Origin of the sequence: Pseudorhizobium tarimense (assembly GCF_022968135.1) — a bacterium.
In the GTDB taxonomy this organism is placed as follows: Bacteria; Pseudomonadota; Alphaproteobacteria; order Rhizobiales; family Rhizobiaceae; genus Neorhizobium; species Neorhizobium tarimense.
In genome coordinates, this window is record NZ_JALJRA010000010.1 from 146,589 (window position 1) to 169,360 (window position 22,772).

The 22,772-nt window shown below is 61.4% G+C and carries 20 protein-coding genes and 1 pseudogene; 15 read left to right on the plus strand and 6 right to left on the minus strand.

From position 1 onward, the window contains the following. Nucleotides 1–281: 281 nt before the first annotated feature. The 5 genes and pseudogenes from MUU54_RS24800 (at nt 282) to MUU54_RS13815 (ending at nt 7,882) form a co-directional block, all read left to right on the plus strand. Nucleotides 282–973: pseudogene (locus MUU54_RS24800) on the plus strand (helix-turn-helix transcriptional regulator). Between the two features lie 71 nt (nt 974–1,044). After that, the gene (gene pyc, locus MUU54_RS13800) at nt 1,045–4,506 is read left to right on the plus strand and encodes a pyruvate carboxylase (protein WP_247244587.1); all 3,462 of its coding nucleotides are present in this window, start codon (nt 1,045–1,047) and stop codon (nt 4,504–4,506) included. 114 nt (nt 4,507–4,620) lie between these two features. Then, nucleotides 4,621–5,808, plus strand: a complete 1,188-nt coding sequence (locus MUU54_RS13805; RefSeq protein WP_247244588.1) for an MFS transporter — start codon at nt 4,621–4,623, stop codon at nt 5,806–5,808. 91 nt (nt 5,809–5,899) lie between these two features. Beyond that, a complete protein-coding gene (gene ispG / locus MUU54_RS13810; protein ID WP_247244589.1) occupies nt 5,900–7,150 on the plus strand; it encodes a flavodoxin-dependent (E)-4-hydroxy-3-methylbut-2-enyl-diphosphate synthase in 1,251 nt (416 codons plus the stop codon). A 75-nt stretch (nt 7,151–7,225) separates the two neighbouring features. Continuing rightward, nucleotides 7,226–7,882 carry a YiaD family glycine zipper/OmpA-like lipoprotein gene (locus tag MUU54_RS13815; protein WP_247244590.1) on the plus strand — a complete coding sequence of 219 codons (657 nt, stop codon included), beginning with the start codon at nt 7,226–7,228 and terminating at the stop codon, nt 7,880–7,882. Nucleotides 7,883–7,903: 21 nt separating this feature from the next. Here the strand turns inward: MUU54_RS13815 and MUU54_RS13820 are convergent, their stop codons facing one another. Together MUU54_RS13820 and MUU54_RS13825 are read right to left on the minus strand one after the other, a co-directional pair. Next, complete coding sequence (locus tag MUU54_RS13820) at nt 7,904–8,545, minus strand: LysE family translocator (protein ID WP_247244591.1); 642 nt, start codon at nt 8,543–8,545, stop codon at nt 7,904–7,906. A gap of 12 nt (nt 8,546–8,557) precedes the next feature. Continuing rightward, a complete protein-coding gene (locus tag MUU54_RS13825) occupies nt 8,558–9,472 on the minus strand; it encodes a polyprenyl synthetase family protein (protein ID WP_247244592.1) in 915 nt (304 codons plus the stop codon). Nucleotides 9,473–9,687: 215 nt separating this feature from the next. Between MUU54_RS13825 and mtgA the strand changes: the two genes are divergently transcribed. The 3 genes from mtgA to rpmF all read left to right on the plus strand — a co-directional run bounded on the left by mtgA (nt 9,688) and on the right by rpmF (nt 11,389). Then, nucleotides 9,688–10,341: a monofunctional biosynthetic peptidoglycan transglycosylase gene (gene mtgA, locus MUU54_RS13830; protein ID WP_247244670.1), complete on the plus strand. Its 654-nt coding sequence runs from the start codon at nt 9,688–9,690 to the stop codon at nt 10,339–10,341. 72 nt (nt 10,342–10,413) lie between these two features. Beyond that, complete coding sequence (locus MUU54_RS13835) at nt 10,414–11,061, plus strand: glutathione S-transferase family protein (protein ID WP_247244593.1); 648 nt, start codon at nt 10,414–10,416, stop codon at nt 11,059–11,061. 142 nt (nt 11,062–11,203) lie between these two features. Beyond that, nucleotides 11,204–11,389: a 50S ribosomal protein L32 gene (gene rpmF, locus MUU54_RS13840; RefSeq protein ID WP_027487079.1), complete on the plus strand. Its 186-nt coding sequence runs from the start codon at nt 11,204–11,206 to the stop codon at nt 11,387–11,389. A 71-nt stretch (nt 11,390–11,460) separates the two neighbouring features. On the opposite strand, the gene phaR is transcribed toward rpmF, so the two are convergent. Continuing rightward, on the minus strand, nt 11,461–12,036 hold the full coding sequence (gene phaR / locus MUU54_RS13845; protein ID WP_247244594.1) for a polyhydroxyalkanoate synthesis repressor PhaR: 576 nt from the start codon (nt 12,034–12,036) through the stop codon (nt 11,461–11,463). 235 nt (nt 12,037–12,271) lie between these two features. Between phaR and MUU54_RS13850 the strand changes: the two genes are divergently transcribed. Together MUU54_RS13850 and MUU54_RS13855 are read left to right on the plus strand one after the other, a co-directional pair. Next, the gene (locus tag MUU54_RS13850) at nt 12,272–13,453 is read left to right on the plus strand and encodes an acetyl-CoA C-acetyltransferase (RefSeq protein WP_247244595.1); all 1,182 of its coding nucleotides are present in this window, start codon (nt 12,272–12,274) and stop codon (nt 13,451–13,453) included. Nucleotides 13,454–13,528: 75 nt separating this feature from the next. Beyond that, entirely contained in the window at nt 13,529–14,254 is a 726-nt protein-coding gene (locus tag MUU54_RS13855) for a beta-ketoacyl-ACP reductase (RefSeq protein ID WP_247244596.1), read from the plus strand. Between the two features lie 76 nt (nt 14,255–14,330). Here the strand turns inward: MUU54_RS13855 and MUU54_RS13860 are convergent, their stop codons facing one another. After that, complete coding sequence (locus MUU54_RS13860; RefSeq protein WP_247244671.1) at nt 14,331–14,588, minus strand: YMGG-like glycine zipper-containing protein; 258 nt, start codon at nt 14,586–14,588, stop codon at nt 14,331–14,333. A gap of 32 nt (nt 14,589–14,620) precedes the next feature. Continuing rightward, on the minus strand, nt 14,621–14,776 hold the full coding sequence (locus tag MUU54_RS13865) for a DUF3309 family protein (protein WP_247244672.1): 156 nt from the start codon (nt 14,774–14,776) through the stop codon (nt 14,621–14,623). A 367-nt stretch (nt 14,777–15,143) separates the two neighbouring features. On the opposite strand from MUU54_RS13865, the gene MUU54_RS13870 reads away from it, so the two are divergent. The 5 genes from MUU54_RS13870 to MUU54_RS13890 all read left to right on the plus strand — a co-directional run bounded on the left by MUU54_RS13870 (nt 15,144) and on the right by MUU54_RS13890 (nt 21,177). Continuing rightward, a complete protein-coding gene (locus MUU54_RS13870) occupies nt 15,144–18,152 on the plus strand; it encodes a helicase-related protein (RefSeq protein WP_247244597.1) in 3,009 nt (1,002 codons plus the stop codon). Nucleotides 18,153–18,156: 4 nt separating this feature from the next. Next, nucleotides 18,157–18,498, plus strand: a complete 342-nt coding sequence (locus MUU54_RS13875; protein WP_247244598.1) for an RNA-binding S4 domain-containing protein — start codon at nt 18,157–18,159, stop codon at nt 18,496–18,498. 241 nt (nt 18,499–18,739) lie between these two features. Next, nucleotides 18,740–19,078 carry a ferredoxin FdxA gene (gene fdxA, locus MUU54_RS13880; protein ID WP_247244599.1) on the plus strand — a complete coding sequence of 113 codons (339 nt, stop codon included), beginning with the start codon at nt 18,740–18,742 and terminating at the stop codon, nt 19,076–19,078. 376 nt (nt 19,079–19,454) lie between these two features. After that, nucleotides 19,455–20,024 (plus strand): CarD family transcriptional regulator, encoded by a 570-nt coding sequence (locus MUU54_RS13885; RefSeq protein WP_247244600.1) that lies wholly within the window; start codon nt 19,455–19,457, stop codon nt 20,022–20,024. Nucleotides 20,025–20,313: 289 nt separating this feature from the next. Further along, nucleotides 20,314–21,177: an RNA polymerase factor sigma-32 gene (locus MUU54_RS13890; protein ID WP_247244601.1), complete on the plus strand. Its 864-nt coding sequence runs from the start codon at nt 20,314–20,316 to the stop codon at nt 21,175–21,177. 3 nt (nt 21,178–21,180) lie between these two features. Here MUU54_RS13890 and MUU54_RS13895 read toward each other — a convergent pair whose 3' ends face one another. After that, on the minus strand, nt 21,181–22,719 hold the full coding sequence (locus MUU54_RS13895) for a M48 family metalloprotease (RefSeq protein ID WP_247244602.1): 1,539 nt from the start codon (nt 22,717–22,719) through the stop codon (nt 21,181–21,183). Nucleotides 22,720–22,772: the final 53 nt, after the last annotated feature.

A 22,772-nucleotide genomic window follows, 5' to 3' on the forward strand; every position in this document is an offset into this window, starting at 1 on the left:
GTTTCTTCTGCAACCTGCTGCCTCAAGGCTGCAGGTTCGTCAACGGCTTCTAGGCATCTAAGCAAGCTAAACAATGGCGCGACCGGCGCAAAGTTGCCTGCTGCGGCCTGCTTGGGAGAGGCGGCACCTTCCGCGTGCCCCCGGCATTTAACCTTAGTGCCTATGGCAAGATTTAGTGATGCAACCTCAACTAGTGATAACCAAGAACGCAAGGTTCTCGATCCAGGCGGGAGGTCTTCTGCCGGGAGGTAGCGGATTTTTATTTGCAGGCGGGGGCAGTTGTGGGCGTTCATCTGATTGTTCAACTGCTGGTTCTTGCAGGCGAGACCAAGGACGCAGACGGATTGGCCCGTCAGTTGGAAGATCTGCTGGGCCATTACGGTTTCGCCTTCTATCGCCTCGTTCTCCGGCCGAGGGTGCTTCATGCGGAGAAAGAGGTGGTGCTTGCCTCGGCGCAGCGCCCCTATCGGCTGCGCCAGGGGATCTTTGCGCTACGCAACGATCCGCACAGAACGCGCATGCAGCGGATGATGCAGGACGCCGCCCGAACCGGCATGACCGATGGATATGTCGTTCCCGTTCACGGACGAATTGGCCTCATCGGGAGTCTGTTGGTAAGTAGCCGCTCGGTGGACCTTTCGCCGTCCGAACTGGCCTTGTTCGACGCGGCAGCGCGCAGGACGCTCTGGCGCCACCTCGAGTTTCGTGGCTGGCAGCGGAACTGGAGAAAATCGGCCCAGCCGAGGTACGCCTGACGAAGCGGGAGATCGAGGTGGTCAGTCATCTTGCGGAAGGAATGACGTCCAACGAGATCGCGCGCGAGTTGAAGATCTCTAACCACACCGTCGACTGGTACATCAACGGACTTCAGAACAAGATGAAGGCAAGGAACCGGCAGCATGTGGTTGCGATCGCCTTTCGCCGCGGATTGTCTCGTAGCTGCAAGCAGCACGTTCAACGACGGAGAAATTGACTTCGTCTTCCAAGACGGTAGGTTCGCCTTGCAGTGCAGCATTCGGCTGTGGTTGATGGAGGAGATCTACCTTGCCCATATCGAAGATACTTGTCGCCAACAGGTCCGAAATCGCCATCCGCGTGTTCCGCGCGGCCAACGAGTTGGGCATCAAAACGGTGGCGATATGGGCGGAAGAGGACAAGCTGTCGCTGCACCGCTTCAAAGCGGACGAAAGTTACCAGGTCGGGCGGGGACCTCATTTGGAGCGGGATCTGGGGCCGGTTGAGAGCTATCTCTCCATCCCGGAAGTCATCCGGGTCGCCAAGCTATCCGGTGCCGATGCAATTCATCCCGGATACGGCCTTCTCTCCGAAAGCCCGGAGTTTGTCGAGGCCTGTAACGATGCAGGTATCAACTTCATCGGCCCAACCGCAGATACGATGCGCCAGCTCGGCAACAAGGTGGCTGCGCGTAATCTGGCCGTCTCCGTCGGCGTGCCGGTGGTGCCGGCAACCGAGCCTTTGCCGGACGACATGGGGCAAGTCGCCAAAATGGCAGCCGAGGTGGGATACCCGGTGATGCTGAAGGCGTCCTGGGGTGGGGGTGGTCGCGGCATGCGCGTCATCCGCTCGGAGGCCGATCTTGCCAAGGAAGTGACGGAGGCGAAGCGCGAGGCGAAGGCGGCCTTCGGCAAGGACGAAGTCTACCTTGAAAAGCTCGTCGAGCGGGCCCGGCACGTGGAAAGCCAAATCCTTGGCGATACGCACGGCAACGTCGTTCACCTGTTCGAGCGCGACTGCTCGATCCAGCGGCGCAACCAGAAGGTCGTGGAACGCGCTCCTGCCCCGTATCTTAGCGAAGGCCAGCGTCAGGAACTAGCAGAGTATTCGCTGAAGATCGCAAGGGCAACCAACTATGTTGGTGCCGGCACCGTCGAATATCTGATGGATGCAGACACCGGCAGGTTCTACTTCATCGAGGTCAATCCGCGCATCCAGGTCGAGCACACGGTGACCGAAGTCGTCACCGGAATCGACATCGTGAAGGCGCAGATTCATATTCTTGAGGGTGCCGCGATCGGCACGGCTGAAGCCGTTGTGCCGCGGCAGGAGGACATCCGCCTCAACGGCCATGCCCTGCAATGCCGAATCACCACGGAGGACCCGGAGCAGAACTTCATTCCTGACTACGGCCGCATCACTGCCTATCGCTCGGCCGCCGGCTTCGGCATTCGCCTGGACGGCGGCACGGCCTATACCGGCGCGATCATTACCCGCTACTACGATCCCTTGCTGGTCAAGGTGACGGCCTCCGGCAGCACGCCGCAGGAAGCGATCAGCCGCATGGACCGCGCGCTGCGCGAGTTCCGCATCCGTGGCGTTGCGACCAATCTCACCTTCCTCGAGGCGATCATCGGGCACCCGATGTTCCGCGACAATTCCTACACCACCAAGTTCATCGACACGACGCCGGAGCTCTTCACCCAGGTGAAGCGTCAGGACCGGGCGACCAAGCTTCTTACCTATCTCGCCGATGTCAGCGTCAACGGTCATCCGGAGGTGAAGGGAAGGCCGCTTCCCTCGCCGCAGGCTGCCAAGCCGGTCGTCCCTTACATCAATGGTCCCGTGCCAGACGGGACAAAGCAGATGCTCGATCAGCTTGGGGCACGCAAGTTCGCCGAATGGATCCGCGGCGAAAGCCGTGTGCTAATGACCGATACAACGATGCGCGACGGCCATCAGTCACTGCTTGCAACTCGGATGCGTACTCATGACATCGCGCGAATTGCCGGCGTCTATGCTCGTGCCCTGCCGAACCTGTTCTCGCTGGAATGCTGGGGTGGCGCCACATTCGATGTCTCCATGCGCTTCCTGATGGAAGATCCCTGGGAGCGGCTTGCGCTGGTGCGCGAGGGCGCCCCGAACCTGCTGCTGCAGATGCTGCTGCGGGGGGCGAACGGCGTCGGCTACAAGAACTATCCCGACAACGTGGTGAAGTACTTCGTCCGTCAGGCGGCACGCGGCGGCATTGACGTCTTCCGCGTCTTCGACTGCCTCAACTGGGTCGAAAACATGCGGGTCTCGATGGATGCCGTGCAGGAGGAGAACCGGATCTGCGAGGCGGCGATCTGCTACACCGGCGATCTCCTCAATAGCGCGCGACCGAAATACGACCTCAAGTATTATGTCTCGCTGGCGGAAGAGCTGGAGCGGGTAGGGGCGCATATCATTGCCGTGAAGGACATGGCGGGCCTGCTGAAACCCGCTGCGGCTCGCGTCTTGTTCAAGGCGCTGCGTGAAGCGACCGATCTCCCGATCCATTTCCACACCCACGACACCTCCGGCATATCAGCCGCTACCGTTCTTGCCGCGGTCGACGCGGGAGTGGATATTGTCGATGCCGCGATGGACGCCTTCTCCGGGACCACGTCGCAGCCATGCCTCGGCTCGATCGTCGAGGCGCTGACAGGCTCTGAGCGAAATCCGGGGCTGGATCCCGAGTGGATCCGCCGCATCTCCTTCTATTGGGAAGCGGTGCGCAATCAGTACGCCGCCTTCGAGAGCGACCTGAAGGGGCCGGCATCGGAAGTGTATCTCCACGAAATGCCGGGTGGCCAGTTCACCAATCTCAAGGAGCAGGCGCGTTCCCTGGGGCTTGAGAACCGCTGGCACCGGGTGGCGCAGACCTATGCCGATGCCAACCAGATGTTCGGCGATATCGTCAAGGTCACCCCTTCCTCCAAGGTCGTCGGCGACATGGCACTGATGATGGTGAGCCAGGACCTGACCGTCGCTGATGTGGAGAACCCGGAGAAGGACATCGCCTTTCCTGATTCCGTCGTCTCGATGCTGAAGGGCGATCTGGGCCAGCCACCCGGTGGCTGGCCGGAGGCGCTGCAGAAGAAGGCGCTGAAAGGCGAGAAGCCCTACACCGATCGCCCGGGCGCCTTGCTGCCGGAGGCTGATCTCGATGCGGAACGCCAGGCGATCGAAGCGAAACTTGAGCGATCGGTCACCGATTTTGAGTTCGCGTCTTATCTGATGTACCCGAAGGTCTTCACGGATTTCGCGCAGGCGATCGACACCTATGGTCCGGTCTCCGTCCTCCCCACGCACGCCTACTTCTATGGCCTTGCGGATGGCGAAGAGCTGTTCGCCGACATTGAGCAGGGGAAGACGCTCGTCATTGTCAATCAGGCCACCAGCGGAACCGACCAAAAGGGCATGGTGACCGTCTTCTTCGAGCTCAACGGCCAGCCGCGCCGCATCAAGGTGGCGGATCGCGCGCACGGAGCTGGGGGCGCTGCGGTGCGGCGCAAGGCGGATCTTGGTAATGTCAACCATCTCGGTGCGCCGATGCCGGGTGTCATTTCCACCGTTGCCGTCGCTGCAGGGCAGCCGGTCAAGGCTGGCGATGTCCTGCTGTCGATCGAGGCGATGAAGATGGAGACGGCCCTTCACGCCGAGCGTGACGGCGGGGTGGCGGAGGTGCTTGTCGCCGCTGGCGATCAGATCGATGCAAAGGATCTCCTTGTAGTCTTTTCCGAATAGCCAAATTCACGTCGCAAACGGCGCTATAACAAATCGTGACGCCGCACCTTCGGGTGCGGCTTGCCATTTTAATCGATTGAATTAATTCTCGCCCCCATCAACGAGGATGCAGAAATGGACATGTCCCAACGGCCGGCGGCTGCTCCGAAAGCTTCGATGGTCACGCGCGAGCGTGCGGCGGTTGCGCTGCTGTTTCTGATGAACGGTTTTTTCGTCGGCGCATGGGCGCCGAAGATCCCGGAGTTCGCGAGCCGTCTGGAGCTCACGGAAAGTGCGCTCGGCATTATGATCCTGGTATTTGGTCTAGGATCGCTCGTCATGATGCCGATCGCCGGCAGCCAGATCGCTCGCTTCGGCTCCAGCGCCGTTTCCCGGGTTGCGGCCGTCCTCGCCGTCCCGACGCTGCTTCTGCTGACCTGGGTTGGGAGCATCTGGTCCGCGGCCATCGCGATCTTTCTCTTCGGTGGCCTGATCGGTGCCATGGATGTTGCCATGAATGCCAATGCGGTTGCGATAGAGAAGCACATGCGCCGGGCTATCATGTCGTCCTGCCATGCCTTCTGGAGCCTCGGCGGCCTGTTGGGTGCGGCGAGCGGCGGCTTTCTGATCGAGCGGATGGGTGTCTCTGGACATGCCATCCTGGTGACCGTCCTTGCTGCTTTGATGTTGGCATTCGCCTGGCCAATGGTCCTGCGCGATGCGCCCCATCCGGAAGAGGTGCACGAGCGGTCGCGGCTGCCGCGGACAGCGGTTCCTTGGCTGATCGGGGTGATGGCTCTGTTCTGCATGATCCCGGAAGGGGCTGTGATCGATTGGAGCGCGCTCTATCTCCGCCAGGAACTCGGCGCCTCCGTCACCGCGTCCGGTTTCGCCTTCGCGGCATTCTCGCTCACTATGGCGGTTATGCGCTTTGCCGGTGATCTGGTGCGAGACCGATTCGGCGCCGTCAAAACTCTGCGTGTCTGCGCAGTCATCTCCGTCACGGGTCTCCTGACGGTAGGGTTCGCGTCGAGTGATATCATGGCGATCCTCGGCTTTGCCCTTGCTGGGATCGGCATCTCGAACCTCGTGCCGATCGTCTTTTCGGCTGCCGGAAACCTGCCGGGTCTTCGGCCGGGCGTGGGGCTCTCCGTCGTGACCACCATGGGCTATTCGGGCATCCTGCTCGCTCCGTCGGCCATCGGCTTCATCGCCGAGTATAGCGGCCTTGCGCTGATCTTTGCCGCGCTATCGGTGTTGCATCTGGCCGTGCTGGTGTTGTCGCCGTTGGCGCGGCACGCGGACGGCGTTCGGCACGACTAACCTGCAAGGCTCGCCGATGTGAAGCGGCGTAAGGTTGACATTGGCAAGGTCATCATCCACCTGAAGACAGGTTTTCAGCTGCGAGAGCTCCATGTCCACACCGCTTGAATATGATCCGAAGCCGCGCCGGGCAACGGTGGCCGTCGATGTCGGCGGCGTCATCGTCGGCGGCGGTGCCCCCGTCGTCGTGCAGTCGATGACGAATACGGATACGGCTGACATCGATGCGACGGTGGCGCAGGTGGCGGCGCTCTACAAGGCCGGCTCTGAGATCGTCCGCATCACAGTCGATCGCGACGAGAGTGCGGCAGCGGTGCCGAAGATCCGCGAGCGCCTGTTGCGGCTCGGCATGGACGTGCCGCTGGTCGGCGACTTCCACTATATCGGCCATAAGCTACTTTCCGATCATCCGGCCTGTGCCGAAGCGCTTGCGAAGTACCGCATCAACCCGGGCAATGTCGGGTTCAAGGACAAGAAGGACAAGCAATTCGCCGACATCATCGAGATGGCGATCCGCTACGACAAGCCGGTGCGCATCGGCGTCAACTGGGGCTCGCTCGACCAGGATTTGCTGACGACGCTGATGGATCGCAATGCCGCCGAAAGCTCGCCGATGTCTGCGCGCCAGGTCATGCACGAGGCGATCGTGCAGTCGGCGCTGATCTCTGCCGAACTTGCGGAGAACATCGGCCTGCCGCGCAACCGCATCATCCTGTCGGCGAAGGTCAGCCAGGTGCAGGACCTAATCGCGGTCTACTCCATGCTCGCCGAACGCTCCAACCACGCCCTACATCTGGGGCTGACGGAAGCAGGCATGGGGTCCAAGGGCATCGTCGCCTCGTCGGCTGCCATGGGATACGTCCTGCAGCACGGCATCGGCGACACAATCCGGGTGTCGCTGACACCGGAACCAAACGGCGACCGCACCCGCGAGGTGCAGGTGGCGCAGGAACTGCTTCAGGTCATGGGCTTCCGGCAGTTCGTGCCGGTGGTCGCTGCCTGCCCCGGCTGCGGGCGCACGACCTCCACCGTCTTCCAGGAACTCGCCCAGCGGATCCAGGACGACCTGCGCAAGAACATGTCCGTCTGGCGCGAAAAATATCCCGGCGTCGAGGCGCTGAACGTCGCGGTGATGGGCTGCATCGTCAACGGTCCCGGTGAGAGCAAACATGCAGATATCGGCATCTCCTTGCCCGGTACCGGCGAAACGCCTGCTGCTCCCGTCTTCATCGACGGCAAGAAGGCGATGACCCTGCGTGGTCCCGATATTGCCTCGGATTTCGAGAAGCTGGTGATCGATTACATCGAGCAGCGCTTCGGCCAGCGCAGCGCAGCGGAATGAGCGCAATCCGTCCCTGTATTGCCGCATTTTATGGTAAATGACCGTCCATCAATGACGACGGGGACTTCGATTCGCATGATCAAGAGATTCGCACTCGTTGCGCTTGCCGCAACCTATCTTTCCGCCTGCACCACCACCGACCCTTACACGGGCCAGCAGAAGGTTTCCAACACTGCCGGAGGCGCTGCGATCGGTGCCGGCCTCGGTGCTCTGGGTGGTCTTGTCATCGGCGGCGGCGACAAGGGTCGCAACGCGCTGATCGGCGCTGCCATCGGCGGCCTGGCCGGCGGTGCGATCGGCAACTACATGGACCAGCAGGAAGCTGAGCTTCGGGCGCAACTGCAGGGAACCGGCGTTTCCGTTACCCGCGTGGGTGACCGGATCGTGCTCAACATGCCGTCCAACGTGACCTTCGCAACGGACCAAGATCAGGTGATCCCGCCGTTCTACCCGACTCTCGATTCCGTTGCGATCGTGCTGAACAAGTTCAACAAGACGCTCATCGACGTGAACGGCCACACGGATTCCACCGGAAGCCTTGCACACAATCAAGGTCTCTCCGAACGTCGCGCGGCGTCTGTCGCCAACTATCTGGCAAGCCGCGGCGTCGATCAGCGCCGCATGTCGACGCTCGGCTTCGGCCCGTCGCAGCCGATCGCATCCAATGCGACGCCAGAAGGCCGGGCGCAGAACCGCCGCGTCGAAGTTATGATCGCGCCGATCTCGCAGTGATCCAGGACCTGACGGGCCGTCTCAGAGGCGGCTCGTCAGGAGCTTGAGGCCGGCAAAGCAGTAAAAGGCGGACATCGCGCCTTCGATCCGCCGGCGGGCAAACTGGTAAATGCGGAGCGCGCGTGGCGCCGAGAAGAGAAGCGCGTAGCCCGAAAAGATCAGCAGCCCCGACGTCAGGCACAGGCCAATGATGGCCGCAATGGCAGACGCAGGTGCCGCCTCCGGAAGTCCCAGTGAAATAATCGCCAACCACGCGAAGATCGCCTTCGGGTTCGTGACATGGATCGCATATCCCCGCAGCAGAAGTCGGCGAGCCGTGGACGTGGCGTCCCTTTGCGCCAGCGGAAGATCGGCGTCTTTCATGCGTGCCGAGCGAAAAGCCTTCCAGCCGAGATAAAGAAGATAAAGCCCGCCCGCGATCTTCAGGATCTCGAGTGCGAAGGCGTGGTGGCGAAGGATGGCTGCCACGCCGAGTGCCGCGGCAGTCGCCCAGGTGGCCGAGCCGCCAAAGATCCCGAGTGCGATGATCAATCCAGCCCTGCGCCCCTGTGACATCGCGGTGCCGATGATCGCGAAGATCGCCGGCCCGGGACTGATCACGGCGACGAGATAGGCGACGTAAGCGGGCCACATGGCCGGGAGGTAGTCGAAGATCTCCGTCACGGCCGCTCCTGTTCAGCTTTTCCTGTCGGCGATGAAAAGCGCTGTGGCTTCCAGCGTGGCTGCCTGTTCCCCATAGGGGGCGAGGATTTCCATGGCTTCGTTGGCAAGGGCGGCAAGTCTCGCTTCTGTCCATTCAATGCCGTGCAGGGCAACCAACGTGCCCTTGCCGCGCGCGGCGTCCTTGCCAGTCGCCTTGCCCATCGTCTCGGCATCTGCCTTGACGTCCAGAAGGTCGTCTGCGAGCTGGAAGGCAAGGCCGATGATCTCGCCGAACCGCCGCAGTCGCGCGCGGTCATCCGCCGTCGCATTGGCGATAATCGCACCGACTTCGCAGGCAAAGCGGAGTAGCGCGCCGGTCTTCATGGCCTGCAGCGTCAGGATACCTGCTTCATCCGGGGGAGAAGTTTCGGCCGCAAGATCAAGCGCCTGGCCGCCTGCCATTCCGCCAAGACCCGATGCCCGGGCAAGCGCCAGCACCAGCTCGTTCTTCTGCCGGTGGGAAAGGTCGGTTTCCGGTGCGGCGATGATGTCGAAGGCATAGGTGAGCAGGCTGTCGCCGGCGAGGATTGCAGAAGCTTCGTCAAAGGCCTTGTGGACCGTCGGCCTGCCACGCCGCACATCGTCGTCGTCCATCGCGGGAAGATCGTCGTGGATCAGCGAATAACAATGCACGCATTCCAGTGCAGCAGCGATCCTCGCCGCGGCCTCGGGAGGGCCGCCGAGCATGGCGGCGCTCTCCTGCACGAGGAACGGCCGCAGCCGCTTTCCGCCGTTGAGCGTCCCATGGCGCATGGCGGCCAGCAGGCTTGTCGGGCGGCTGATCTCGTCCGGCTGGCGTTCGTCGGTCAAAAGAGAGGAAAGCAGCAGCTCGGTTGCGCGAGCGCGTTCCGTCAGGCGGTGTTCAAAGTCGTGGATGGGCCCTGTCATGGCGGCTGTTTGGCACGGCCCGAAAGCGCGCGCAATGGTTTCGGAGTGCGCCCACCTTTTGTTCGGCTCCACTGGTCATCATGGGCATCTGCGGTTAAGAAGCGGACGACGAGGAAAGGGCAAAAGTGGAAGCCGAACGGGACGACATCGCTGGTGAGGAGAGTGCCTCCGTGCGCCGTGGAAGACGCGGACCTGTTGCCAGATTCCTCCGCCGCATGGTGCTTCTGGCGCTCGCCCTGCTCGTCGCGCCCTACCTGCTGATCCTTCTCTACACCCTGCCGGTCATTCATCCCGTCTCAACGCTGATGCTGGCGGATCTCGCCCTGTTCAGAGGCTATGAGCGCCAATGGGTTTCTCTCGATGACATCTCGCCCAACCTGGTGCAATCGGTGATGATGTCGGAAGACGGTCAGTTCTGCCGCCATGGCGGGGTGGACTGGGGTGAAATGAAAGTGGTGGTGGAAGAGGCGCTCGACGGTGAAACAACGCGTGGTGCCAGCACCATCCCGATGCAGACCGCGAAGAACCTGTTCCTCTGGAATGGCCGCTCGTTTGTGCGCAAGGCCCTTGAACTGCCGCTTGCAATGGCGGCGGATTTCGTCTGGTTGAAACGGCGGACGATGGAGATCTATCTCAACGTGGCCGAATGGGGACCGGGCATCTATGGCGCGGAGGCGGCCGCCCAGTATCATTTCGGCGTTTCTGCGAGCGATCTGACGCGCAGGCAGGCGGCGCTCCTAGCCGTTGCCCTGCCCAATCCGATCACGCGGGTCGCCGGCAAGCCGGGCAACGGCATGCAGCGGCTGGCGCGCGTGGTGGAGAGAAGGGCACGAAACTCGGGCGAATACATCACCTGCATTTATGGCTGACGTTCAGCCTTTTCATTGGTCGCTCTTCATCAAGGCCGCTATGCCGGTATCGTCACAAGACGGGAGACGTGCATGGACAGTTTGACGCTCTATATCGGTAACAAAAATTATTCTTCCTGGTCTTTCCGACCGTGGCTGGCAATGACTGCAGCAGGCATCCCTTTCGAAGAAGATCTGATCCCGTTCGACTTTCCGGCAGGCAATCCGCGATTCAAGGAGATCTCGCCGACTGGCCGCGTTCCGGTGCTCCACCACGGGAACCTGCGTGTGTGGGAGTCGCTTGCGATCATCGAGTATGCGGCGGAGATCTTCCCGGACCACCCGGTGTGGCCAGAATCGGCGAAAGACCGGGCGGTCGCCCGCTCGATCTCGATGGAGATGCTCTCCGGCTTCCGCGCGCTACGCAATGCATGCCCCATGAACATGCGCCGGTCAAAGGGCCGGATCAAGCTTCTCGACGGCGTAGCCGGGGACGTTGAGCGGATCTCGTCGATCTGGAAGGAATGCCTCGACCGGTCTGGCGGCCCCTTTCTCTTCGGAGGGTTTTCTGCGGCCGACGCCATGTTCGCGCCGGTCGTCAACCGGTTCGAGATCTATGAGCTGGTGGAGGAGCCGCAAGTGCTGGCCTACATGACGGCGGTCAAGAACCACTCGGCCTGGCTGAAGTGGCAGGAGGCGGCGCTGGCGGAGACATGGATCGTCCCGGAAGACGAAGCCTAGCGCCACGCGGAATTTTTGCTGCAGGGACTGGTCAAGCGCCCGATCAGCATGTATAAGCCGCCCAAATTTCCGATATTAAGGCTTGTCCAGTTCGGCTAATTGCGCCGGGGATGACCCTTTGCACGAAAGTGGAGTAACGAAAATGGCTGTACCGAAGAGAAAAACGAGCCCGTCCAAACGCGGTATGCGCCGTTCGGCTGACGCTCTGAAGAACCCGACCTATGTCGAAGACAAGAACTCCGGCGAACTGCGCCGTCCGCATCACATCGACCTTAAGACGGGCATGTATCGCGGTCGTCAGGTTCTGACGCCGAAGGAAAGCGCATAAGCGCCTTCGTCAAGTAATGAACAAAAAAGGCCGGATTTCCGGCCTTTTTTGTTGTTTGCCTGTTGGTCGTCTCAGAGATTGTCGATGCGGCTCTGCAAGGTGCGCAACTGCTCCTTGAGCTCATCGAGGTCCTTGGGATCGCTTTTCTTTGCAGTCGGTGCGCCGGCTTGTGCTCCGAAAGGCGAAAACATCTGCATAGCCTGCCGGAACATTTCGGTGTTGCGCCGCACCTGCTCCTCCATCAGTTGCATCGGCGCCTGCAGGTTCTTGGTTAGCTGCGTATCTCCGAAAGCCTTCGTCATCTGCTCGCGCATCTGCACCTGCTGCTCGGCAAAGGCTTGCATCGAGTGCTCCAGGAAGGTCGGCACGACCATCTGCATCTGGTCCCCGTAGTAGGAGATCAGCTGGCGCAGGAAGGAGATCGGCAGGAGCGTGTTGCCGGTCTTCGATTCCTGCTCGAAGATGATCTGCGTCAGCACGGAGTGGGTGATGTCCTCCCCGGTCTTGGCGTCCTGGACGACGAATTCCTCGCCCTTCTTCACCATCTTGGCGAGATCTTCCAGCGTCACATACGTGCTCGTGCCCGTATTGTAGAGGCGCCGGTTGGCGTATTTCTTGATGACTGTTTCGCCTTCATTCTTGGCCATGTCTGCCTCCTCCGCCCGTCCATTCGTTGGGAACGGGGTTCTCCCGTACCGACTCTATGCTCAAATACGCGGCAGTGACAATGGCATTTTGTGCATCGCGGGGTAGACCGATGCTGCGCAACAAATGCGCAAACATGCTCACGATCTACGTCTTCTTCCACCGTCAGACGCGTTTGACTTCACCTTCAAGCTTTGTCAGTCTTTCAAGATAAAATGAAATACGAGGAAGCCGCCCGTGAGCCAGTCATCCATCGTTATTGCAGCCGCAGCCCGTACGGCCGTCGGCTCATTCAATGGTGCCTTCGCCAACATCCCTGCACACGAACTCGGAGCCGCCGCCGTCAAGGGCGCGCTCGACCGGGCGAACGTCGAGGCGGGAGAGGTGGATGAAGTCATTCTCGGTCAGGTCCTGCCCGCAGGGGAGGGGCAGAACCCGGCAAGGCAGGCGGCGATGAAGGCGGGCGTGCCGCAGGAAGCAACCGCCTGGGGTGTCAATCAGCTGTGTGGCTCCGGCCTTCGCGCAGTGGCGCTCGGAATGCAGCAGATCGCGCTGAGAGACGCCAAGATCGTCGTCGCCGGCGGCCAGGAGTCCATGTCGATGGCGCCGCACTGCGCGCATCTGCGCAACGGCGTGAAGATGGGCGACATGAAGATGATCGACACCATGATCAAGGACGGGCTGACGGACGCCTTCTACGGCTATCACATGGGCATCACCGCGGAAAACATCGCTCGCCAGTGGCAGCTTTCGCGCGACGAGCAGGATGGTTTTGCCGTCTCCTCACAGAACAAGGCGGAAGCGGCGCAGGCTGCCGGCCGGTTCAAGGACGAAATCGTGCCTTTCGTGGTGAAGACGAGGAAGGGCGACGTGACGGTCGATGCCGACGAATATATCCGCATCGGCGCCACGTTAGAAAACATGGCAAAGTTGCGCCCTGCCTTCGACAAGGAAGGTACCGTCACCGCCGGGAACGCCTCGGGGATCAACGATGGGGCGGGAGCCGCCGTGCTGATGACGGAGGAGGAGGCATCGCGCCGCGGTATTACGCCGCTCGTGCGTATAGTCTCCTGGGCAACTGCCGGCGTCGATCCGCAGATCATGGGCACGGGGCCGATTCCCGCATCGCGCAAGGCGCTGGAGAAAGCCGGCTGGAAGGCGAGCGATCTTGATCTCGTCGAAGCCAACGAGGCATTCGCGGCCCAGGCCTGTGCGGTCAACAAGGAACTCGGCTGGGACCCGGCGATTGTCAACGTCAACGGTGGCGCCATTGCCATCGGGCATCCGATTGGCGCCTCCGGTGCTCGCATCCTCAATACGCTCGTCTTCGAAATGAAGCGCCGCGGCGCCAAGAAAGGTCTGGCAACGCTGTGCATTGGTGGCGGCATGGGTGTCGCCATGTGCCTCGAAGCCATGTGAACTCGGTTTGGTCCGGGGGTGAATGCTGTTTAGGCCTCGAAGAAGGCCAATGGAATGCCTGAGGAGGGGAGGCCGGTGAGCAGAGTAGCATTGGTGACGGGCGGCACGCGAGGCATCGGCGCCGCAATCTGTGTGGCGTTGAGCGCGGCGGGCTACCGGGTTGCAGCCAACTACGCCGGCAACGAGGAAAAAGCTCGGATGTTTGGAGAGGAGACCGGAATCCCGGTCTTCAAGTGGGACGTTTCGGACTACAACTCTTGTTCCGAAGGCCTCAGCCGCGTCACGGAGGAGCTGGGGCCGGTCGATGTGCTGGTCAACAATGCCGGGATCACCCGCGACGGCATGTTCCACAAGATGACACCCGAGCAGTGGAACGAGGTCATCGGCACCAATCTTACCGGCCTTTTCAACATGACGCACCAGGTCTGGGGCGGCATGCGGGAAAGGGGCTTTGGGCGCATCATCAACATCTCGTCGATCAACGGCCAGAAGGGCCAGATGGGACAGGTCAACTATTCCGCAGCCAAGGCAGGAGACCTTGGGTTCACCAAGGCGTTGGCTCAGGAAGGTGCGGCGAAGAAAATCACGGTGAATGCCATCTGCCCCGGCTATATTGCAACGGAGATGGTGCGAGCCATTCCCGAAGCGGTGTTGAAGGAGAAGATCCTGCCGCACATTCCCGTGGGACGCTTGGGTGAGCCGGAAGAGATTGCCCGCTGTGTCGTCTTTTTGGCGTCAGACGACTCCGGCTTCATCACCGGCTCGACCCTGACTGCCAATGGCGGCCAGTACTTCTGCTAGGCTCCATGCCCTTGAACCTTGAAAATGAAAAAAAGGCGCCGGTCGAGCGGCGCCTTTTTCAGTGGAAAGCTGATGATTAGCGGCAACGTGCTTCGTACGTACGGCCGTAGCGGTCGCGATAGACGCAGTAGCCCTGACGTTCCTGTGAGGCGCCAACCAGCGCGCCGACAGCGCCGCCTGCAACCGCGCCAACGGCTGCGCCACCCCAGCTGTTCGTGGCAACGCCACCGATAACAGCGCCTGTACCGGCGCCAATTGCCGTGCCGCGCTCGGTGGAGGTGCAGGATGCGAGCGAACCGATGAGTGCGCCTGCGAGCAAGATCTTTTTCATGATGGTTTTCCTTCCCGTTTTGATGAACGCTTTACTTAGATCCTGCCCATGAGCAGGAGGACGATCACGATGACGAGGACCAGTCCGAGCCCTCCAGATGGTCCATAACCCCAGCCGCGGCTGTAGCCCCAGTTCGGCAGCGCGCCGATCAGAAGCAGGATGAGGATCACCAGCAACACCGTTCCGAGCATGTCGTACTTTCTCCGATCCCTGTTCTTCAGGATGCGGGAACAAACGCATCTTCTACCGTTTTGTTCCAAGGCGGCAATATGGATCAGACTTGGGGGAGTTCGTAGGAGCTGGTAAGTTTGTGGAAGTGGCCCTAGCTATCCGCTTGATTGGGAGAACAAAGGCAGACTCGCCAGAGTCAGCGATTCGTCGCCGATTCGTTCCGCTTTGTTCTAACGCGCGGAATAGATCGTGCAATCCTTGAGGAGAATCGATAGCCTCACTTGCCAAGGCGCCGCCAGATCGCCATCTCTCGCCCATGGCGATCTGCTCAGGCGGCAGGGGGCGCCAGATGTTTGTGATACGGACCCCGTTTTGAACTTTCAGCCCATGATGCTTAGCGGGCGCGGCGTCACCGCCGTGCTCGGACCCACCAATACCGGCAAGACGCACTATGCCATCGAACGGATGGTGGCGCATGGCAGCGGCGTGATCGGTTTACCACTGCGGCTCCTTGCTCGCGAGGTGTACACCCGCGTCGCCGAAAGGGTGGGAGCGTCAGCGGTTGCTCTGATCACAGGTGAAGAGAAGATCACACCGCCCGGCGCACGCTTTTCGGTCTGTACCGTCGAGGCCATGCCGCGGGAAACCAAGGCTGCCTTCGTCGCCATCGACGAAGTGCAGCTCGCAGCCGATCTTGAGCGCGGCCATATCTTCACCGACCGTATCATGCATCTGCGTGGACGCGAAGAAACGCTGCTGCTGGGCGCCGGTACCATGCGGAGGATCCTGGAAAGGCTGCTGCCTGGCATCAACGTCATCGAGCGGCCGCGCATGTCGCAGCTCTTCTATGCAGGCCAGAAGAAGATTACGCGCCTACCGCAGCGCACGGCGATCGTCGCGTTTTCGGCCGACGAAGTCTACGCCATTGCCGAACTGATCCGCCGCCAGCGCGGCGGTGCCGCGGTGGTGCTAGGCGCACTCAGCCCCCGAACACGCAATGCGCAGGTCGGGCTCTACCAGGAAGGCGACGTCGAATATCTGGTCGCGACCGATGCGATCGGCATGGGCCTGAACCTCGACGTCGACCACGTCGCCTTCGCGCAGGACCGTAAGTTTGACGGCTTCCAGTTCCGCAACCTGACGCCGGCGGAGATGGGACAGATAGCAGGGCGCGCCGGTCGTCACGTTCGGGACGGGACCTTTGGGGTCACGGGACAGGTCCAGCCGCTCGACGAAGAACTGGTGGAGCGCATCGAGACCCATGAGTTTGACGAGGTGAAGGTGCTGCAGTGGCGGTCGAAGGCCCTGGACTTCTCCTCGATCCGCGATCTGCGTGCGAGCCTCGATGTGGCGCCGACGGTGACGGGCCTTACTCGCGCACTTCCTGCCACCGACAGCCAGGCGCTGGACTACCTTTCCCGCTATCCGGAGATCATCGACACGGCGACGACGCCAGACCGGGTGGAGAAGCTGTGGGAGGCCTGTGCCCTCCCCGACTATCGCCGCATCGCGCCTGCTCAGCATGCGGACCTGATTTCGACGCTTTTTTCCGATCTGGTCCGCTTCGGTACGGTAAACGAACAATTCATGGCCGAGCAGGTTCGGCGGGCGGATCGGACGGATGGCGAGATCGACACGCTTTCGGCGCGGATCGCCCAGATCCGTACCTGGACCTATGTGTCGAACCGTCCCGGCTGGCTTGCCGATCCGACACACTGGCAGGAAAAGACAAGAGAAATTGAGGACAGGCTGTCCGACGCCTTACATGAAAGGTTGACGAAACGGTTCGTTGACCGCAGGACATCTGTGCTCATGAAGCGCCTGAGAGAGAATGCGATGCTGGAAGCTGAAATCAGTGTGAATGGTGATGTCTTCGTGGAAGGCCATCACGTCGGGCAATTGGCCGGATTCCGGTTCACGCCGATCGCCGGTGCCGAAGGGCCAGATGCGAAGGCTGTCCAAGGTGCGGCACAAAAGGCTCTGGCGCTCGAGTTCGAAGCCCGTGCGGCACGCCTATACGCCTCCGGCAACGGCGATCTTTCGATCGGGTCGGATGGCTTCGTTCGCTGGCTGGGCGATCCGGTCGCGCGGCTTGCCGCGAGCGACCACGTCATGCGTCCGCGTGTAATCCTGCTGGCCGACGATCAACTCACCGGCAATGCTCGTGAGCATGTGGTTGCCCGCATCGAGCGCTTCGTGAACCATCACATCGCGACAGCATTGAAGCCGCTCGACGATCTTTCCCGCGCAGAGGACCTTCAGGGGCTTGCCAAGGGACTGGCCTTCCAGCTGGTCGAGAATCTCGGCGTGCTGTTCCGTCGCGACGTCGCCGAGGATGTGAAGTCGTTGGACCAGGACGGGCGCGCCTCGATGCGCCGCTACGGCATTCGTTTCGGCGCCTACCACATCTTCATGCCGGCGCTGCTGAAGCCCGCTCCGGCGGAACTCATCACGCTGCTCTGGGCGCTGAAGAACGACGGCCTCGACAAGCCAGGTTACGGTGAACTCATCCCTGCGCTTGCCGCGGGTCGCACCTCGGTCGTTGCCGATCCAGGCTTCGAGCGGATGTTCTACAAGCTCGCAGGCTTCCGTTTCCTCGGCAAGCGCGCTGTCCGCATCGATATCCTCGAGCGTCTCGCCGATCTGATCCGTCCGCTTCTGCAGTGGAAGCCAGGCACCACGCCGCGTCCGGAGGGCGCCTACGACGGACGTCGCTTCACCGCGACAACGTCAATGCTCTCAATCCTTGGTGCAACGCCCGACGACATGGAGGAGATCCTGAAGGGTCTCGGGTATCGTGCCGACGAAGTTACTGCGGAAGAAGCGGCTGCTTTCCTGTCAGCGCAGGAGCCGGCGGAGACAAAGGCCGATGCGGCACAAGATGCGCAGGCATCTGAGGCGGCAGTTGCCGAGCCGGCGGCAGAGTCTGCCGAGGCCCTGAGTGATAACGACACAGCGGCCCAAGCTGACGCTGAAGCCAGTGAAGGCACTGAGGTGGCTGCCGCGGAAGGCAAGGGGGCATCCGGTGAAGCGCCCACTGAGGCTGCTGAAACGGAAGCGCCGAAGCCGGTTCTCCTGTGGCGCCCAGGTGGACGCAATGAAAATCAGCGCAGCGGTCGGCCTCAACAGGGTGAACGGCGTCCCGGGCCCCGCGGCGAAGGCCGTGGAGAGGGTGAACGCGGTCCACGTCAGGGTGGTCGTCCGAACCGTGAGAACCGCCGACAGGATGGCAAGCCGGAGCGGTCAGGCCGTGGCGACAGGAGTGAGCGGCAGGACCGCGGCAAACCGCCGCAGTCAGCACGATTCGAGTCCAAGCCGCCTCGCAAGGAGAAGCCGGTCGATCCGGATTCACCCTTTGCGAAGCTCGCCGCCCTCAAGGAGCAGATGAAGAAGTAAGGCCATGGCCGATGAGCAGCCACAGGGCGGATCGCAGCAACGGATCGACAAGTGGCTTTTCTTTGCCCGGCTGATCAAGTCACGCTCGCTCGCGCAGGCGCTTATCGCAGCCGGTGGCGTCACGGCCAATGCAAAGCCCGTTCTTCATTCGAGCCAGCTTGTGCGCCCTGGAGACCGAATCGAGTTGCGTCTGGAGCATCGGGACGTGGATCTCGTTGTGCGGGTGTGTGGATCGCGGCGCGGGCCGCCGAACGAGGCAAGGCTTCTCTATGAGGAACTTCCTCAGAACGGCGAGCCGAAGCGGCTGACGCTATTCGAACGCGCCCAACGTAGCATCCGTCCTTAGAGCGTGGCCCCTTGTGGGGTGGCCAGAGCTCACCCAAGATCAACAGGTGCGTCACTGAGGAATATTGCTTCCGATAGAGGCGTTACCGTAGAAGCTTTGTCCTTGCTAAGCGCCGGGAAAGGTTTTACGTCACGGTCAAAACAGGGGCGGTGTCGGTCCAAGGATTCTGTCGCGAGCCCCTGCCGGCCCTTCGTCTCCTCCCGCGCCTGAGCCGGCCTGATCGTGATCTCTGGAGTGCCGCATGACCTACGTCGTTACCGACAACTGTGTTCGATGCAAGTACACGGACTGCGTGGAAGTCTGCCCCGTTGACTGCTTCTATGAAGGCGAGAACTTCCTCGTCATTCATCCGGACGAATGCATCGACTGCGGCGTCTGCGAGCCGGAATGCCCAGCGGAGGCGATTAAGCCTGATACGGAGCCGGGGCTCGACAAGTGGCTGAAGGTCAACGCCGACTATGCGCAGATCTGGCCGAATATTACCGTCAAGAAGGAACCTCTCCCGGAGGCGAAGGAAATGGACGGCGTGGCCGACAAGTTCGACCAGTTCTTTTCCGCGGAGCCGGGCAAGGGAGACTGACGAGCGCCTCGAGCTGCGGAGCAAAGCGGCGGAACAAAGCCATGTGCTGTTTGTTTGAGCGGATTGGCACTTGTGCCGATTTGCCACATGCAAAAGCAAATTATTGATTTCGGCACTTTTTTGTGGTAGACAGGAGAGACTGTTCCACAAGGCGGCACTCGCGTGCCCAAAAAACATCACGAAAGCAACAGATCACCCATACGCGGTTTCCGTGACATCATATGATCATGTGTCGTCGCCCCCGCGATGGAGTTGTTTTTTCGCGCACGTTAGTCGGACCAGTATCGAGTGACCCGACGGTTTCCCCCGTCTCATCCGGGCCTGCCTGACCCGGCCCCGGTCTTACCGGGTGCGTAACAGGGAGTTTGTGAAACGAATGACGACCCAGCAGAAAAAATCTTCGGCGCGCCAGGGCTTCAAGACCGGCGAAGCGATCGTGTATCCGGCCCATGGCGTCGGAATGATCACGGCCATCGAAGAGCAGGAAGTGGCGGGCATGAAGCTCGAACTCTTCGTGATCGATTTCGAGAAGGATAAGATGCGGCTTAAGGTGCCTGTCGGCAAGGCCGTCAGCATCGGCATGCGCAAGCTTTCCGAGACGGATTTCGTCGAGCGTGCTCTTAAAGTGGTCCAGGGCAAGGCGCGCGTGAAGCGCACCATGTGGTCCCGTCGCGCCCAAGAATATGATGCGAAGATCAATTCTGGCGACCTCATCTCTATCGCAGAGGTCGTGCGCGACCTGTACCGCGCAGAAAATCAGCCTGAGCAATCCTATTCCGAGCGCCAGCTTTATGAAGCTGCTCTCGATCGGATGGCGCGCGAAATCGCTGCAGTGAACAAGATGTCCGACACGGAAGCCGTTCGGCTGGTCGAGACCAACCTTGCCAAAGGTCCTAAGCGCGGCAAGGCCGTTGAAGAAGACGATGCGCAGGACGAGGCCGCGTAAGCGACTTCCATTCCTTTCCTCTCCAAAAACCCGGCCATCGCGCCGGGTTTTTCTTTGGAACCTTTTTCTCCGCCCAACGTTAACCCGCCGGAACGGCGAACCTATGACCTGATCAAAGGGCATGGTTCGGCAGGTTTCAATGGAACTAGAGGGCAACTTGCGATCGGCAAGGGCTCGGGGAACGAAACAGGGAGGCAAGTCTCACGATCTGCATCGCGTCTGCTGCATCAGTGGGACGCATGAGCATCGCGTTCACTTTGCCAGTTTGCCAAACCTAACGGAGAAGACGATGAAAGCCATGTCAGCGGACCGCAATATGATCAAGATCGCCATGTCTGCTCCGTATCTCGCCCGTGAGGAGGAGCGGAATCTCGCCGTCCGCTGGAAAGATGACCAGGACCAGGACGCGCGCAACCAGATTGCGCTCGCGCATATGCGTCTTGTTATCGCCATGGCATCCAAGTTTCGTGGTTTCGGACTGCCGATGAGCGACCTCGTACAAGAAGGCTATGTGGGGCTGCTCGAGGCGGCGGCAAGATTTGAACCGGCGCGGGACGTGCGGTTCTCAACCTATGCCAGCTGGTGGATCCGTGCCTCTATGCAGGACTACATCCTGCGCAATTGGTCGATTGTGCGTGGGGGCACGAGCTCGGCCCAGAAGGCGCTGTTCTTCAACCTTCGGCGTCTGCGCGCCAAGCTCGCGCGCGGCGACAGCAACCTGACGTCGCGGGCCATTCATGAAGAGATTGCCGCCGCGCTCGGAGTAAGCGTCGCTGATGTTCAGACTATGGACGCTCGTCTTTCGGGGAACGACGCTTCCCTTCAGGCGCCGACCATCGCCGGCGACGCCGACAGCGGAGAGCGCCTTGATCTTCTGGCGAGCGGCGAGCCACTGCCGGATGAACAGGTATCGGGCATGATCGACGGCGAGCGGCGCCTGCGCTGGTTGCAGGGCGCGCTGACGAAGCTCAATGACCGCGAAAAGAAGATCATCCGCGCAAGACGCCTCACCGACGACGGCGCAACGCTGGAAGCGCTCGGCGCCGAGCTTGGCATTTCAAAGGAGCGCGTGCGGCAGATCGAAAGCCGCGCAATCGAGAAGCTCAAGTCGGCGCTTGTGTCTGCCAACCCGCAGATGGCGGCGGTCTGTTGAGCCTCATTCCGAGATGATCTTCACCCGTTGACCCGGCGCAAGCGAAGCGCCGGCGGGCATGGCGTTGATCAGCTTGAAGAGGTCAAGCTTGCGATCCGTGCCCATCATGCGTGCTGCCATCGTCGCGAGAGAATCTCTCGGTCCGACGGTGATAACGCGCACGCGCAGCGGCTTCAGCGAGGCGATCTCCTGCGGCGTCATTTTGCGGAAGCTCGTCTTCAGCACTGTTGAAACCTGTTCAAGGCGCGGGCTGCCTTTCGGCACAGCCGTCAGGAACCGGAAGATCTGGTTGTTCAGGCGAACCACTGTCACATCGAAGTCCCAGCGCTCTGCCGTTGCGCGCGCCGTCGCAGCGGAAAGACCATTTACCGTCGTCTCCTGCACTGTCTCCGGCTTCAGGCCCGCCACCCAGCCGCTAGTCAGGTAGTTGGTGAGGCTGTCGGTATCGCCGGCATCCACGCCATCGAAACGGATGGCCGTATCTTCCGGCCCGGTAGCAAGGACGGCATCGACCTTATTGTCGATGCGGAAGTCGGCCGGAACGTCAAACCGGATGCCCAGTTTTCCGTGCAGAAAGGTCTGGCCCCTGACGAAGCCTTCCTCGGGGCTGTCGCCGTAAAGCAGGCCGTCGATGCCGGCCAGATAGTACTCCCTTCCGCGATCGCCGACTTTGCCTTCGATCCCTTGTGCACGTGCATGCCGTCGCGCAAGCTCGACGCGTTGCGGCGCATTAGGATGGCTGGACAGGAAGTCCAGGCTTTGGTCCGTGTCGGGATCGACGGAAGAGAAGCGAGCGTACGCTGCCATAGAATCCAGGAATCGCGGAGCAGCATAGGGATCGTAGCCGGCTTCGCCCAGCATGCGGATGCCGATGACGTCCGCCTGCAGTTCCTGCTGCCGTGAGAAGGCCGCAAGACGGAGCTTGCCGCGGGCGAGCGCCTGCTTACCGGCGAGGTCACTGGACAGAACCTCCGCCACGACCCGGCTGGCGATTACCTCGGCCTCTTCCCGTTTCTGCCGCTCAATCCCATGATTGGCGGTGACATGCGCCATCTCGTGAGACAGCACGGCTGCAACTTCCGAGGCATCGTTGGCGAGAGCCAATAGGCCGCGGGTAACGTAGAGATAGCCGCCCGGGAGGGCGAAGGCATTGATGGCCGGCGAATTGAGGATGGTGATCCGGTAGGACTGCGTCGGATTCTCGGAAACCGCCGTCAGCGCGCCAGCGATGCGCGCGACCAGTCTTTCCGTTTTCTGGTCGTGATATTCGCCGCCGTAGCTCGCGACGATGCGCGGGTGCTCGCGAGCGCCCATCTGCGCACGCGGGTCGTTTTTCTGTACCTCATCGACGATCTGCGGTGAATCGGAGGGAGCCACGTTCGGCTGGTAGGCCTGTTCCAGGATCGATTGACAGCCCGACAGAGCAAGAGCTGCAGCGACAACCACCGCGCCCGCCCTGGTTAGCGGCAGGGTCGAAGGACGGGCTGCAGCAGCCCGCAGCCGCCGCAGCGGTCTCATGGTCCTGTTCGGATGTGTCATCATCAAGATCCGCTATCCGATCCGAGCTGAGCTCAACGCCGTCACGGCAGCGAGCA